Source organism: Metasolibacillus sp. FSL K6-0083, assembly GCF_038630865.1.
Taxonomy (GTDB): Bacteria; Bacillota; Bacilli; order Bacillales_A; family Planococcaceae; genus Metasolibacillus; species Metasolibacillus fluoroglycofenilyticus.
On the sequence record NZ_CP152046.1, the window covers coordinates 3,263,143 to 3,278,753 of the forward strand.

14 protein-coding genes and 1 riboswitch are annotated in these 15,611 nt (G+C 38.7%); of the genes, 9 read left to right on the forward strand and 5 right to left on the reverse strand.

The genetic code is table 11. From position 1 onward, the window contains the following. Positions 1–3: 3 nt before the first annotated feature. Both MHB51_RS15245 and MHB51_RS15250 read left to right on the forward strand, forming a co-directional pair. Positions 4–1,164 carry an exonuclease SbcCD subunit D gene (locus MHB51_RS15245; RefSeq protein WP_342558508.1) on the forward strand — a complete coding sequence of 387 codons (1,161 nt, stop codon included), beginning with the start codon at positions 4–6 and terminating at the stop codon, positions 1,162–1,164. Next, complete coding sequence (locus MHB51_RS15250; RefSeq protein WP_342558509.1) at positions 1,161–4,244, forward strand: SMC family ATPase; 3,084 nt, start codon at positions 1,161–1,163, stop codon at positions 4,242–4,244. Before MHB51_RS15245 ends, MHB51_RS15250 begins: the two co-directional genes overlap by 4 nt. 100 nt (positions 4,245–4,344) lie before the next feature. Here the strand turns inward: MHB51_RS15250 and MHB51_RS15255 are convergent, their stop codons facing one another. Together MHB51_RS15255 and MHB51_RS15260 are read right to left on the reverse strand one after the other, a co-directional pair. Beyond that, a complete protein-coding gene (locus tag MHB51_RS15255; RefSeq protein ID WP_235616092.1) occupies positions 4,345–4,455 on the reverse strand; it encodes a hypothetical protein in 111 nt (36 codons plus the stop codon). A 77-nt stretch (positions 4,456–4,532) separates the two neighbouring features. Further along, positions 4,533–4,859, reverse strand: coding sequence for a DUF4870 domain-containing protein (locus tag MHB51_RS15260; protein WP_066164752.1), 327 nt, complete (start codon positions 4,857–4,859; stop codon positions 4,533–4,535). 182 nt (positions 4,860–5,041) lie between these two features. Here MHB51_RS15260 and MHB51_RS15265 point away from each other — a divergent pair, with 182 nt between their 5' ends. From MHB51_RS15265 to thiT, 4 genes are all read left to right on the forward strand, one after another. Further along, complete coding sequence (locus MHB51_RS15265; RefSeq protein WP_342558510.1) at positions 5,042–5,794, forward strand: DeoR/GlpR family DNA-binding transcription regulator; 753 nt, start codon at positions 5,042–5,044, stop codon at positions 5,792–5,794. After that, positions 5,791–6,702: a 1-phosphofructokinase gene (gene pfkB, locus MHB51_RS15270; RefSeq protein WP_342471872.1), complete on the forward strand. Its 912-nt coding sequence runs from the start codon at positions 5,791–5,793 to the stop codon at positions 6,700–6,702. Before MHB51_RS15265 ends, pfkB begins: the two co-directional genes overlap by 4 nt. A gap of 13 nt (positions 6,703–6,715) precedes the next feature. Then, positions 6,716–8,587, forward strand: coding sequence for a fructose-specific PTS transporter subunit EIIC (locus tag MHB51_RS15275; protein WP_342471873.1), 1,872 nt, complete (start codon positions 6,716–6,718; stop codon positions 8,585–8,587). A gap of 102 nt (positions 8,588–8,689) precedes the next feature. After that, positions 8,690–8,797: riboswitch (TPP riboswitch) on the forward strand. Between the two features lie 91 nt (positions 8,798–8,888). Continuing rightward, on the forward strand, positions 8,889–9,443 hold the full coding sequence (gene thiT, locus MHB51_RS15280) for an energy-coupled thiamine transporter ThiT (protein WP_342471874.1): 555 nt from the start codon (positions 8,889–8,891) through the stop codon (positions 9,441–9,443). A gap of 1,111 nt (positions 9,444–10,554) precedes the next feature. Here the strand turns inward: thiT and MHB51_RS15285 are convergent. Next, the gene (locus tag MHB51_RS15285; protein WP_342558511.1) at positions 10,555–11,019 is read right to left on the reverse strand and encodes a hypothetical protein; all 465 of its coding nucleotides are present in this window, start codon (positions 11,017–11,019) and stop codon (positions 10,555–10,557) included. Positions 11,020–11,166: 147 nt separating this feature from the next. Here MHB51_RS15285 and map point away from each other — a divergent pair, with 147 nt between their 5' ends. Then, positions 11,167–11,919, forward strand: a complete 753-nt coding sequence (gene map / locus MHB51_RS15290) for a type I methionyl aminopeptidase (RefSeq protein WP_066164776.1) — start codon at positions 11,167–11,169, stop codon at positions 11,917–11,919. 351 nt (positions 11,920–12,270) lie between these two features. Here the strand turns inward: map and MHB51_RS15295 are convergent, their stop codons facing one another. Further along, a complete protein-coding gene (locus tag MHB51_RS15295; protein WP_342558512.1) occupies positions 12,271–12,972 on the reverse strand; it encodes a hypothetical protein in 702 nt (233 codons plus the stop codon). A 249-nt stretch (positions 12,973–13,221) separates the two neighbouring features. Between MHB51_RS15295 and MHB51_RS15300 the strand changes: the two genes are divergently transcribed. Both MHB51_RS15300 and MHB51_RS15305 read left to right on the forward strand, forming a co-directional pair. Further along, positions 13,222–14,040, forward strand: coding sequence for a polyphosphate kinase (locus MHB51_RS15300; protein ID WP_066164969.1), 819 nt, complete (start codon positions 13,222–13,224; stop codon positions 14,038–14,040). 214 nt (positions 14,041–14,254) lie between these two features. Then, positions 14,255–14,863 carry a GNAT family protein gene (locus tag MHB51_RS15305; protein WP_107943639.1) on the forward strand — a complete coding sequence of 203 codons (609 nt, stop codon included), beginning with the start codon at positions 14,255–14,257 and terminating at the stop codon, positions 14,861–14,863. Positions 14,864–15,021: 158 nt separating this feature from the next. Here MHB51_RS15305 and MHB51_RS15310 read toward each other — a convergent pair whose 3' ends face one another. After that, entirely contained in the window at positions 15,022–15,588 is a 567-nt protein-coding gene (locus MHB51_RS15310) for a carbonic anhydrase (RefSeq protein WP_066164779.1), read from the reverse strand. Positions 15,589–15,611 lie beyond the last annotated feature (23 nt).

Genomic DNA, 15,611 nt, shown 5'->3' on the forward strand with positions numbered 1-15,611 from the left:
ATCATGAAAATTTTTCATACGGCAGACTGGCATTTAGGAAAGCTTGTACAAGGTGTATATATGACAGACGAGCAGCGCTTTATTTTAGAGCAGTTTATTGCAGCGATTGATGAAGAACAGCCGGATGCTGTTATTATCGCTGGTGATTTGTATGACCGTGCCATACCTCCAGTAGAGGCAGTGGATTTATTAGATGATATATTAAGTAAAATTACAATGCAGCGAAAAATTCCTGTTCTAGCTATTGCGGGCAATCATGATAGTCCTACTCGCTTACAGTTCGGACGTCAGTTAATGGAACGAGCAGGCTTACATATCGCTGGAGAGATAAATGCTATATGGCAGCCAATCATTTTAAATGATGAACATGGTGAAGTTCATTTTCACTTCATTCCATTTACGGAGCCAGCAATAGTAAAGACCATATTGCAGGATGATAGCATCACTACATACGATGAAGCGATGAAAAAAGTGATTGAGCAAATTATGCCAACTTTAAATTCGGATGCACGCCATATAGCTATTGCCCATGCCTTCGTAACACCAAATGGTGATAAGCAAGAGAATACAAGCGACTCAGAGCGACCGTTGGTTATCGGTGGCTCAGAATGTGTCGATGCCCATTATTTTGCACCATTTCATTATACGGCGTTAGGGCATTTACATCGCGCACATTATGTGCTGAATGAAACGATACGTTATGCAGGCTCACCTCTTAAGTATTCAGCATCAGAGGCTAATCATGAAAAAGGCTTCCTAATTATAGACTTAGCCGCTGATGGTACAGTTACCGTAACGAAACGCCCACTTATTCCTCGCAGAGATTTGCGTATTGTAGAGGGTACTTTGCAGGAAATTTTACGCCATCAAGAAAGTGAGGACTATGTTTTTGTTCGTCTAATTGATACGACACCAGTAATTGGTGCAATGGAACAAATACGTACAGTTTATAAAAATGCATTGCATGTGGAGAGAAAAGCAATGTTTTTGGAACGTGATGAAGAGCAAATACCAATGCGTGACCAACTAGATGAACGTACATTATTTCAAGGCTTTATGAAGGAAATGACAGGCGAGGAACCCTCAGCTATTGCATGCAAATTATTTGATGAAGCTTTACAGGAGCTTTTAAAGGAAGAACGTGAGGAGGAAAAAGTGAAATGAAGCCAATTCGTTTGACTCTTCAAGCATTCGGGCCATATAAGCATAAGGAGGTAATCGATTTTAGTGAGCTACAAAAACATCGTTTATTTGTGATATCGGGACAAACAGGTGCAGGCAAGACGACTATTTTTGATGGTATTACCTTTGCTTTATATGGTGCGGCAAGCGGACAAGATCGCAAAGAAAATAAATCGGTGCGCAGTGATTTTGCTGAGGATGATATGCATACAGCAGTAGAGCTTGTTTTTGAGGTGCGCGGCACTACGTATCGTGTAAAGCGTCAATTAGCGCATATAAAAAAGGGACGTAAGGCAGCGACAGGCGAAGCATATGAATTTATGCGATTACAAGAAAATGGGGTAGAACAACCCGCTGTTGAGCGGCAAAAAGTAACGGATATTAATAAAAAAATTGAGGAATTAATTGGCTTATCCTACGACCAATTTAGCCAAATTATTATGTTACCACAAGGTGAATTTCGCAAGCTACTCACCTCACAATCAGAAAATAAAGAGGCAATTTTACGAAAAATCTTCAAGACGGAGCGCTATGGAGAAATTGCTAAAAAACTTGAACAGAAAAAGCAACAGGCTGAGCAGCAGCAAAAAATGGCTATTGCACGCAGTGAAAGCTATGTAGAACAACTTGTAGGAGCGTTACCGAAACGCGATTCATTGCTTTTTGAGCGTTTGCAAGATGAGTCTAATTTATATCAAATTGATGAGGCTTTAGAGCAGGAACTACACTACTATGAATTGAAGGCAGATGCTGATGTTAAGCATTATCAAGAAACATTTGCACAACATGAGAAGCAGCAAAAAATTGTTTTAGAATGGCAACGACTGAATGAGCGAATCGAGAATTTTGAGCAAAAGAAGCGGGAACTTGCAGCTAAAAAGCTAGAGCTGGCATTATTTGAAAATAAGAAAAGGCAATATGAGGCGGCTACGAAGGCACAGCAGCTTATTCCAATAGCTGAACAATGTACACAGCTACAGCAGGAAGAGGCTAATAAAGCGGCTATGTTAACGACATTATTGGCAAAAAAAGAGCAGTTACAACAAGAGCGGCAACAAGCATATGCCATATTACAAACAGAAAAAGAACGAGATAATGAACGATTAACATATCAGCAGGAGCTGAAGGAGCTAGAAAAAATCAAACCGCTTTATGAGGAAATCGCATTGCTAGCCAGCGCTGTTGAAAAGCAGCAGCAACAGCTCCATTTACAGCAAAAAAATATTCATCATGCTAATGAGCAGATTGAAAAATTGAAGCAACAAATGAATGAACAGCAAAATTCGATTGAAAAGCAAGAAGAGCAAGTGGCAAGGCTACCGAAATTATTAGAACAGCAGCAATATCTGAAGGAAGTGGTAGCCCTATTTAAAAACTTAGGAGATACAACTGCAAAGGAGCAGAAATTGGCTGAGCAGCTCACAAATATCAATCAGCAATATGAGGAAGCACAGCAGCATTATGAACGAGAAATGGAGCGGTGGTTAGCAAATCAAGCGCATATGCTGGCACTTGAGCTAGTATCTGGTGAACCGTGCCCGGTTTGTGGCAGTACGGAGCATCCTGCGATTAATGACAATGCAACTGAGCAAGTGGAGCAACAACAATTACAGTTATTTAAAGAGCGAGCTGACAAGCTACACAAGCAATATATGCAGCTTACAACAGAGTATCAATTGGTATTGCAAGGGCAAGAGCAGCTACAACAGCAGCTTCAGCAATTAGATGCTGAAATTGCTGAGGAGTCCACCTATTTAACGCGTTATCAGCAGGGCAAGGATGAAATCATACAATTGCAACATGTAGCGGAAAATTTAGTAGACTGTCGTCAAAAGCTAAAGGATATGCAGCTTACAATTATTCAGCATGAACAAGAGCAAAAACACAATGAGCAACAGCTACAGCAAGTTCAACATGGATTTATTCAGCAGCAAACGGTACTAGAGCAAAAACGTTTAAGTATGCCATCAGCGATTAGTAGCATCAAGCAGCTAGAGAAAACATATCAGCAAAAGCAACAGCAGCTCTTTGTATTACAGCAAGCATTAAGTAATGCGCAGAAGCATTATGATGAATCCTATGCTAGCTATTTGAAAATAACAGAAACGTACACGCTATCAATTACACATCATGAAGAATTACAGCAAAAGCTTGTATTAGTGATAGAGCAATTCAACAAGAAACTACAAGAATTAGGATTTACGACAGAGGAAGAGTTTGTCAACTCATGTCGTACAGAGCAGCAAATACAGCAATTACAACAGGAATATATGAACTATACAAATGAGCTACATGCTTTAACGTTGTTTGTCGAGCAAGAAAAGCAGCAATTAGCTAATGCAGAAAAGGTAGATATAACAGCTGCACAGGAACAGCTACAAGCATATAAGGAGGCATATGAGGAGGCGTTACGAACTGCCAATACCTCAAAAAATTACAAGCAACTTTGTTTAGAATATAAAGACAAGCTATTGCAAATAGCGGATGAAATTCATTCGTTAACACAAACGGCGAATGAAGTAATCATGCTTTATAATGTGTTGCGTGGGCAAAATCAGCGGAAAATTTCCTTCGAACGTTATGTACAAATGGGCTATTTAGAGCAAATTACTGAGGCGGCGAATCACCGCCTAAAACATTTATCGAATGGGCAGTATCAATTAGTATGCTCTGACCGCCAAGAATCGCATGGACGACAAAGTGGGCTAAGCTTAGACGTATATGATAGCTATACAGGGCAAACTCGCGATGTTAAATCATTGTCTGGTGGAGAGAAATTTAATGCCTCTCTATGTTTAGCGTTAGGCATGGCTGATATTATTCAAAGCTTTCAGGGCAATGTGCAAATTGATACGATGTTTATTGACGAAGGCTTCGGGTCTCTTGATGAAGAATCATTAATGCGTGCGATTGATACTTTAATCGACTTGCAAAAATCAGGTCGCATGATTGGCGTTATTTCTCATGTAGCTGAGCTAAAGGCAGCCATTTCGACTGTTTTGCATGTTGAGAAATTGAAGGAAGGCTATAGTCGAACCACGATTAAAGTGCCAAGTGTATAGCATATAAAAAACGGCTGTCTAGAAGTTGTAGATTTTTTGCGACGAATTATCGCGGAACTACATTACTTTCCAGACAGCCGTTATTGATGAAAGAGTCACATTATTTGCGGCGAACGGTTGGCTGTTTCTTATCGTTAAGTATTTTTTTGATGATTGGATAAGCAACTGGTGCCCATTTTATAGCCGTTTTTACAATTTTACCGAGTTTCATAATATATTCGCTCCTTCTATTTTGATTCAGAGAAAGCTTTCAATTAGTGCTTTTATTATACCCTACCAACTCTGCCGTTAAACATTACGGAATACTAGCACCGCTTGAACGATATTCCAAATGACGAATGCTAAATAAATTAATCCATAAAGCAGCATCCCACCAAAGCCTGCAAAAAATAAAGTCGCATCTTCCTGTGCCCCACCAAATATCGTAGTGAAGATAAAGAAAACACCTACAGCAATCCCTATGACAATAGGAATAACATGTGAAATCAGTGCGCGTTTTGCATGATAGCGAACCTCTTCATCCTTCGATACTAGCCATACAATAATTGGCGCTATAAATGGTGCAAAGAAGATACTCAAATAACTAAGTGCACTTAAAATTTTACGGTCCTCCATGAAATCATCCCCTATAAAAATTTTACTTTAATCTAATTTTATCTACGTATGAAGACAAATAGAAGTTTCAAAAAGATTTCGTGAAGAAATATGAATTATTTTGAATGAATTTGAAATAAAGTTGTTGATTAATCTTATAATTCTAATTATTATATAGCTAATAGTAAGTTGGGGGTGGAACGATGCTAACAGTTGAGCGACAGCATTTAATTCGTGAGCTTTTAAAACAACAAGAGATTGTAACGATGCAAGAATTAATTGAAATAACGAAAGCGTCCGAATCAACAATCCGCAGAGATTTAATTCAATTAGAGCGCGCTAAAATATTAAAGCGCATTCATGGAGGCGCTTCAAGATTGCAAGGCAAATTAATTGAGCCAAGTATTTCTGAAAAATCTTTCAAAAACCTTCAGGAGAAAAAAGCACTTGCTGCTTATGCAGCGAGCTTTGTAGATGATGGTGATTGCATTTATTTAGATGCTGGAACGACGGTTTATGAAATGATTCCTTATTTACAGCAGAAAGAAGTAGTTGTTGTCACAAACAGTGTGCATCATCTTGATTTATTAATAGAAAATAATATTAAAACTTATTTAATCGGTGGTGCAATTAAGCATAAAACAAAGGCAATGATTGGACGTGGTGCGCTAATTAGCCTTGAGCAATATCGTTTTGATAAATGCTTTATTGGGGCAAATGGTGTACACCTTGAATATGGCTATACAACGCCAGATCCAGAAGAAGCGATGCTTAAAAAAGCAGCTATACAATTAGCGCGGGAAGCATATGTGCTAGTAGATGCTTCGAAATTCGAGGAAGTATATTTTGCTAAAATAGCTGACTTGCAGGAAGCGATAATTATTACAAATGAAATTAAAAATAATATGCAAAAAACATTGCATGCAAAAACTAAAGTAGAGGTGGTCGAAGCATGATTTACACGATGACATTAAATCCATCTATTGATTATATCGTGGAAGTAACACCTTTTCAGCTAGGTGCACTCAATCTTATTCAAAAAGAAGCAAAATTTCCAGGGGGCAAAGGAATAAATGTATCGCAAGTGTTGAAGCGATTAGGGACAGATAGCAAGGCATTAGGATTTGTAGGAGGCTTTACAGGTAATTATATTGTGAATGCCTTACAGCAAAAGGGAATAGCGACGGATTTTGTTCATGTTCAAGAGGATACGCGCATTAATATTAAGCTTAAGACGGGACAGGAGACGGAAGTCAATGGACGTGGACCGACAATTCAAGAGCTGGAGCTAGCAAATTTATTGAATAAAATTAATCGATTGGCTGATGGGGATGTACTTGTATTAGCAGGAAGTATTCCACAGTGTCTGCCAGCAACAATTTATGAAACAATGGCAGCGACAGTGACGCAAAAAGGTGCGAAGGTAGTTGTTGATACAACAGGCGAAGTATTATTAAATGTTTTGCCAAATAGCCCATTTTTAATTAAGCCGAACCATCATGAGCTTGGTGAGTTATTTAATGTCACGATAGAAACTATAGAAGAGGCAATTCCTTATGGGAAGCGACTTGTTGAAATGGGCGCACAGCATGTGATTGTTTCAATGGCTGGTGCTGGTGCTTTGTTATTCAGCAAGGAGTTGGCGCTTTATGCAAATGTACCGAAGGGTGTACTGAAAAATTCAGTAGGTGCAGGCGACTCTGTCGTGGCAGGGTTTTTGAGTTGTTATTTTCGCATGGGAGATGTGCAGCAGGCATTTCGGTATGGGGTGGCTTCTGGTAGTGCTACGGCCTTTTCATTAGAGCTATGTACGCAAGCAGAAGTAGAGGAGCTACTGCCGCAAATTCAATTAATTCACGTATAAGGGGGAGAGAAGGATGAGGATTACTGAGCTGTTGAAAAAAGATACGATGATTTTAAATTTAGCTTCAACATCTAAAGAGGCGGTGATTGATGAGCTAGTATCGAAATTAGATGTGGCTAATAGATTAGTAGATGCTAAAGCCTTTAAAGAAGCTATTTTAACACGCGAAGCACAAAGTACGACAGGTATCGGGGAAGGGGTGGCGATACCACATGCTAAAACAAACGCAGTGCGCACGCCAGCACTCGCTTTTGGACGCTCACAGGCGGGTGTTGATTTTGAGGCATTAGACGGTCAGCCAAGTCATTTGTTTTTTATGATAGCTGCCTCAGAGGGGGCGAACAATACGCATTTAGAAACATTATCGCGCTTATCGATGTTATTAATGGATGCGGCATTCCGTGAGCAGTTATTGAAGGCACAATCAGAGGATGAAATTTTAGCACTTATTGATAGTCAGGATCATGAGGATGAAGAACAACCAATAGTGTCAGCAAAGTCAGTAGCTTCACCCGGGGCAAAAATTTTAGCTGTAACTGCGTGCCCAACAGGTATTGCTCATACGTATATGGCTGCTGATGCACTTAAAACAAAGGCTGCTGAAATGGGTGTGGATATTAAAGTTGAAACGAATGGCTCAACAGGTGTGAAAAATGCGCTAACGGCAGAGGAGATTGCGGAAGCGACGACTATTATTGTAGCGGCAGATAAACAGGTTGAGATGGCACGCTTTGCTGGGAAGCATGTGATTCAAGTGCCAGTAGCAGATGGCATTCGAAAAACGCAGCAGTTAATTGAGCGTGCGTTAGAGCAAGATGCACCTATTCATACAGCAACAGGAAAACAGGAAGGAACAGAAAAGGAGAAGCGCTCAGGCTTTTACAAGCACTTAATGAATGGTGTATCAAATATGCTTCCGTTTGTTGTTGGTGGCGGTATTTTAATCGCAATATCGTTTATGTTTGGAATTAAAGCATTTGACCCGACAGATCCTTCTTATCATCCAATTGCCGAAGCATTGAACACAATCGGTGGTGGTAATGCATTTGGTTTAATGATTCCAGTATTAGCGGCATTTATCGCGATGAGTATTGCAGACCGACCAGGCTTTGCACCGGGGATGGTTGGTGGCTTCATGGCAGCAACAGGTGGGGCAGGTTTTTTAGGTGGTTTGATTGCAGGGTTTTTAGCGGGTTATTTAGTGCTTGGTCTGAAAAAAGTATTTGATAAATTGCCTACGTCACTAGAAGGAATTAAGCCTGTACTGCTTTATCCTCTATTTGGCATTTTATTTACAGGACTTATTATGATGTACATTATAATTGAGCCTGTAAAAGGGGTAAATGAGGCAATTACATCGTGGTTATCTAGCCTCGGGACAGGAAACTTAGTTATGCTTGGTTTATTGCTCGGTGGTATGATGGCAGTTGATATGGGTGGACCGATTAATAAAGCGGCCTTTACATTCGGTATCGCTATGATTGATGCGGGAAATTTTGCACCACATGCAGCAGTAATGGCAGGGGGTATGGTGCCACCATTAGGTTTAGCACTTGCGACAACATTTTTCAAACGCAAATTTTCCAAAAGGGAAAGAGATGCAGGGAAAACATGCTATATTATGGGCGCATCTTTCATTACAGAGGGCGCAATTCCATTTGCAGCAGCAGACCCAGTCCGAGTGATTCCAGCTTCAATTATAGGTGCAGCAGTAGCAGGGGCATTAACGATGATATTTGGTATTGGACTTCCTGCGCCACATGGTGGTGTATTCGTTTTCCCTGTTGTTGAAGGAAACCCAATCCTATACTTGCTAGCAGTAATAGTAGGTTCCATTGTCACAGCGCTTATTGTTGGCTTATTGAAAAAGCCAGTAGCTGAATAACTAGATATGCATTAGTTAACTACTTTCAGTAATCCACTAAAACGTATTGAAATACAAAGCGATATTCAGTACAATGAAACTGTTCTAACAAATAAATCATCATATGACCACAAGGGGAGCCGATTAAGTCGGCTGAGATTGTACACTCGTTGTACTGACTCTTTGAACCTGTAAGTTAAAGCTTGCGTAGGGATGTGGATAGAAACCGACTTCTAAGCGATGTTAGGCTCTGTCCTAACATTGCTTTTTTGTTTTCTATTCTTCCTCTTGGTTCCAATGAACAAAAGAAAGGAGACTTGTTATGAACAATAAAAATTTAGTAATTTTAATGGAAATCGCGATTATGGCAGGACTTAGCTTTATTTTAGGCAAGCTGGCATTTAGTCTTCCACAGGGCGGCTCAATAAGCTTTGGCATGCTACCAATTGTATTAGTAGCGTTTAGACATGGTGTACTTGCTGGTATGGCAACAGGATTTCTTGAGGGGATAATCAGTGCGATGATGGGCGGCTATATTTTGCATTGGTTTCAGGCCGTTTTAGATTTTGGGCTAGCCTCAACGGTAGTTGGTTTGGCAGCAGTAATGCGCAAGCCACTATTAAATGCGCTTCATGAAAAAAATAAAAAAGCGATTACACAATATATGACGATAGGCGTTTTGCTCGGTGCTACTCTTTCGTTTATTACGCATGTGTTATCAGGTGTTGTGTTCTTCTCTCAATATGCAGGAGACCAAAACCCATGGATTTACTCAATTATTTATAATGCAACACATATGATTCCGTCTGCTATTTTAACAATAATTGTAGGCTCTTTATTGTTTTCAACTGCGCCAAGACTATTAAAGGTAGCATAAAGTAAAATATCAAGGGGGTATCTGAAAAATCATTTTGAGACGACCACTTTGTACCGAAAGCGAAGCGATAGGTACAGCATTTTAGCGAATATTTGATATAGAGGTAGGGAGGCTGTCCAAAAAGCCGTGCATAGCGGGCATTTTGGACAGTAGCGATGATGTTTCACAAAATGTTGATTCCTATAAAGTGAACCTTCAATCAGTGGGGGCTTTGCCCCCCACTGATTGGTGATAGAGGAACACAAGCTAGGATCTTCGCATCCTGCGAAAACGCTTGTGTGACCAACATCGTGTTGGCCTCATTCTTAGTTTTTACAGGCTGTTTGATCCCCCACTTAAACATCCTGTTTTTATCTGCTGTTTTGAAGTGGGGGTCTTACAGCCTGCTTCTGCGGTTACTCGTCGCAAACAAATTTGTTAATACGCGATAAACAGAAAACGCCTCTTTTAAAAATGGGATGGACATTGGTTTTAGCTGCGCTATCCTTCAGTAAAAGGGAAGCGATGAAAACATCGATTTCAATGCGGTGTCAAAATAAAATAGACTTTTCGGACAACTCCCTTTGGTAGTTGATGAAAATGAATGAAATTTTCAGCCAAGAGCTATAGCAATAAGCAGTCCAAAGGATATTGAGCAAATTAGGATAATTGGGACTAATAGAAGACCTATATATCTTAATAATCTACTCCCTGTTTTCATTTTGAAGCCTAAAACCCCCACTACAAAGCTCAAGATAAAACAAAGCAGTCCTACGCCACAAAATATATAAAACAAGGTTACCTCCCAAGTAGTAAGAGGCGGTGGTCCTCCAGGCGTAGCTATACTTCTATTCCACCCTACTGACACACTTGAAAGAATAAAAAATAGCATGCCTAAAACTGCAAGAATTATTGAATATATGGAAAGCCTATTCATAAAAAAACCTCCTAATCAAACCATTTATAATTGATGATTTTAGCAAAGAAGAAAGGGCTGTCTCAAAAATCGAGCTTCTCCTCAGTACAATGAAAAATTAGCTTTATGCTTATTTTAAATTTTACGCCTTGGCATAATTGATTTGAATAAGCAATACCAAAAACGACCAAAATACCGACTTAGCACGGTTGCTTCCTAAAGCGTTTCTTTTAATAATGCTTTAATACGTCGTTTCTCCGCATACATACTTTGATAAATCCAAAGACCTTGCTTATAAAAAATATCAGCAGATAAACGAAAGCCTAAAGAAAGGGCAATTACGTGAAATAATACGGGCATGTAAAAAAGAATATCGATTAACCAACTTGTTTGAAGGTGGCAATATTTCACTAGTAATACATACACTAAATGCAAAAGAGTAGAAAGGAAAACTAAAATACCCAAACCAATTACTATCGAAGTATAAAATGGGACGTATTGAAATGAGGAAGTATAACGTAAAAAGCTTCCCAATAATACAAAGCAAAAACTTAGTAACGCAATACTTAATAACCTTGTTTCTGTCATTTTAAAATTATTAAGTAATAACTTAACAATGATAGATGTTAAAATGAAAATAGGGATGATAAATAATACAAAATAAATAGCTAAGCTTGTCATTGCATCACCTCATGCGTTTGAGTAAATGCTTAATTATTAAAATCTTCAGAAAATTTATAATTTTGTTGGTGGAAGTCCAATATACAATTTATTTGTACATTTGTGGTATAGTAATTAAAGATTTTCTTTAAAGGAAGGGCGTTTAAGATGATTGTAACTACTCAAGAAGAATTAGATGCGTTTAAAAAGATTGGTCGTATCGTCGCGGAAATCCGTGAGGCGATGAAATCTGCTACGAAGCCAGGTGTTACAACAAAAGAACTAGATGAAATAGCTGGACGCATGTTTGAGGAGGCAGGTGCGCTGTCTGGACCTAAAGGAGAGTATGATTTCCCGGGGTATACTTGCATTAGTGTGAATCACGAGGTTGCACATGGTATCCCTGGTGATAAAGTAATTCAAGAGGGCGATTTAGTCAATATTGATGTATCAGGCTCCTACAACGGCTATTTTGCAGATACAGGCATCTCTTTCGTTGTTGGTGAAGGCTATGCCGATAAGGAAAAATTGTGTACTGTAGCAAAATCTGCTTTTGAACGTGCAATGACGAAAGTAAAAGCAGGTTCAAAATTGAATCAAATCGGAAAAGCGGTTGAGCGTGAGGCCAATGCAAATGGGCTAACAGTCATTATGAATTTAACAGGACATGGTTTAGGGCGTTCACTGCACGAAGCACCTGACCATATTTTAAATTACTATGATGCGTGGGATTCAACAATTATGACAGAGGGTATGGTGCTTGCTGTTGAGCCTTTTATCTCAGCGAAGGCAGAGCATATCGTTGAAGCAGGTGATGGTTGGACATTTATTACTCCAGATAAATCACTTGTTGCACAAATTGAGCATTCTATTATTGTGACAAAGAATAAACCAATAATTTTAACAGAGCTAGAAGATTAAAGAAATAGGGGCTGTATGAAAAGCGTATGAATAAACCGCTTATCATACAGCTCTTTGCTGTTTTGTTGAAAACATTAAGAAGCTCCCTCTATGCTAACCACATAATTAACATCTAGGACCAATGTTTTTTGCGACGAATAACCGTAGGAGCACGTGTTTTTATACCGATAATAAGGCGACAGATATAGAAGTTTCCAAACCCTACAGCTAGCGAGATAATACCTTTGTTAAGCTCATTTCAGCAGGTGTTCAAACATCTGCTGATAAAGAGGAATTCAGTCTTTGTCACTGGACGGCTAAACAGCTTGAAAAAATCAATTATACCGAAGTGTAATTGATTTTTTTACAGCATTAATTATTCTTGCTTTTCGAAAAAATAAGAGAGGCGACAAGCACAGCGTTTAAAAATAGCGCCGCAGCTGTTACAAATAGCTCTTCAAACCCATTATGCCATGCAATACCTAAATAGCCCCAAATAAATATGGAAGGTAGTAGCCTATCAAAATAACGATATCGAAAATGAAGTGCCATTGCAGCCCCGATAGTTAATAAAATAACAGCCCATAAAGCATTACTTAACCCTAAGCCATGCCAATTATTATAAACCATCGTATATGAGAAAAAGACATATGTTAAAAATAGCATCCAGCCAAAAAATAATGAGATGGCTACGCGCTCTTGTCGCGGCTTCCTCTTTAAGGAATATGTCCGATAAAGCATAAAGAGCGAAAGAAGCTGTATCATTAATAGTAAAAGCGCGATAATATGATGCTCCGCATGCCAACTGACGAAAAAGCTAATGAGAAAAATATAAGCTAATAGAAGCAATGACAGTTGTATAGAAGTTTGATGGCGTTTGCGTAGAGAGTATATTATTAATCCTATAAAAACAGCTAGCCAATATAAATATACATAACTAGCGGGAGAAAATAATAGGGGTAAACGATTGATGCTGTCCAATGTTGAAAACCCGAATAAATGACGCCAAAATGTATGTATTGTAAAAAGTATTGTTAAAATTGTAGAGCTGAACAAAAATGTAGTTCGAGCCATATAGCGCTCCCCTTTCCGTAAAAAATTATATATCTTTTATTTCGCTCCCACAACTAAAAGACAGGATAGACGTCCAAAATATCATACAGTAGTTGGCACTTTGGACACTGGCTACTTTTTATAGTTTTTTAAATACTTCCACCGCTTACCTATATGCTTGTCGTTCTAAATAGGATAGAATAATAATAATTTACTGATTAAGGAGTGGGAAAATTGAAAAAGTTAAGCGATTTAGATTTAACATTAAGCATGGATAAAAAAATGTATAAAAAGAAACTTAAAGTGCTGCAATATGAAATGCTCAATGCACAACAGTTTTTATTTAATAATAAAATTGGCTTAATTTTTGTATTTGAAGGAATGGATGCTGCTGGCAAAGGTGGCGCAATTAAGCGATTAACAGAGCGTATAGACCCTCGCGGATTAGTCGTGCATCCAATTTCTGCTCCTCAGCCACATGAGCTACGTTATAATTATTTACATCGTTTTTGGCGTAAATTACCACAGCATGGGCAAATTGCGATATTTGACCGCTCTTGGTATGGGCGGGTGCTTGTTGAGCGCCTAGAAGGCTTTGCTACAAAAGACGAGTGGAGTAGGGCATATGAAGAAATAAATAACTTCGAAAAACTCCTAACGGACGGTGAATATATCGTTATTAAGTTTTGGTTACATATCGATGAGGATGAACAGTTAAAACGTTTTACTGAACGGGCGGAGGATCCTTATAAAGCTTGGAAGCTAACAGATGAGGATTGGCGCAATCGAGAAAAATTTAAAGATTACACAGCAGCCGCAGATGATATATTCGCTAAAACTGATAGCAAGCGAGCTCCTTGGGTTTTAATACCTGGAAATGATAAATTATATGCACGTGTGCAAGTATTAAAGGAAACGCTAGCTCATATAGAGAAGGAAGCGGAAAGAAGAGGCTTGCATTTAGTCAATCAATTGGACAATATCCCTCAACAATTTGAGGAAGAGGCAATTGTAGCAGAGGAGCAGGTAAAAGAAACTGTCACTAAGCCGAAAAATGTTGTAAAAAGTAAAAGGCGAAAGTATAAATAAGTAAGGAGTTGTCCGAAAAGTCCATTTTGTGTACCTACCGTTTCGCTTTCGGAACAAAGAAGCCATTTCAAAATGACTTTTCAGGTGGCTCTATTAGATATTAGCCTCATAAAATTGATGCCTTACAGTCTGCCAATATGAGGTAAAGTATAATCTGTTTTTACTTACGAAAAAATTTTTAGGAGAAGGCGCTTTCTTTAGCGATGTATAAAAAATGTTAAAAGATTTTTTAAGCTTATTTCAAAAGAAAGGTGATACGGTGATTACTATTGCGTGTGAACGATGTGATTTACGAACTTTAGTAGAAGCGGACGCACCTAGTTTGGCTGTATTGTTAGCTGAAAATAAATATTTTTGGTCAACATATGAGCCACTACATCATCCTAATTTTTATACAGTGGAAACACAACGCAAAAAAATTATAGAAAGTTTATATTTGTTAGAGGAAAAGCGTGAGTTTTCTTTTGGTATATTTGTAAAAGGAACAAATCGTTTAATTGGGCACATTTCTTTATATGCAGTAAAACAACTTCCTTATTCAAGCGCTTTTATTGGTTATTCAATGGATCAGCATTTTGCTGGAAAAGGCATTGCGACAGAGGCCACAAAAGCAGTTGTGAGATTTGCCTTTGAGCAAGTGGGAGTCCATCGTGTCGAGGCGTATGTAGCGCCGGCTAATACAGCTTCTATTCGCGTGTTAGAGAAGGCGGGGTTTGTTAAAGAGGGGCTATTACGTAAGCTATTATTTATTAACGGACAATGGGTAGACCACTATATGTATGCGTTATTGGTAGAGGATTCAAAAGAGCTGTATGAAAAATAGGCATTTTTCATACAGCTCTTGTTTTTTAAAGTAAGCTTTTGGCATTTGAGAAGCGTCTGGGCTAAACATGTGCTTTTCTTAAAGTATAGGCATTCTTTGAAAGTCCGAAAACATAGCCTTTAAACATTTCTCAAACGCAGATTACACTTTCTTTCTTATTAAAGAAATTCGTGCCCATCCTGTACTAAGTCTAGGCGACCTGTACTTGGGTCGATGACAAGTCCATGAACAGGTATACCTTTAGGCATTAAAGGATGTGAACGGACGATGTCGACACTTTTTAAAACGCTTGTTGTTACATCTCCAAATCCACGTAGCCATTCACGCAAATCAACGCCAGAATAGCTAATAATATCAATCGTTTCTTGGCTAATACCACGTTCTTTCATGCTAGCAAGCACTTGATCTGGATCAACAGCACTCATGCCACAATCATAGTGACCAATAATATAAATTTCATCTGCCTGTAGGGCATAAACAGCTACTAACAAGCTACGCATAATACCGCCAAATGGATGATTGACGATTGCCCCAGCGCTTTTTACAATTTTCACATCGCCATTGCGCAAATTCATCGCCTTTGGCAACAATTCAACGAGTCGTGTATCCATGCAAGAAAGGATAACGATTTTTTTATCAGGATATTTAGTCGTAATATAAGGCTCATATTGTTTATGTGCTACGAAAAATTCATTAAAATTTAAAATATCTTGTAATGAAGTCATATAGTTGCCCCTTTCCTTTACTA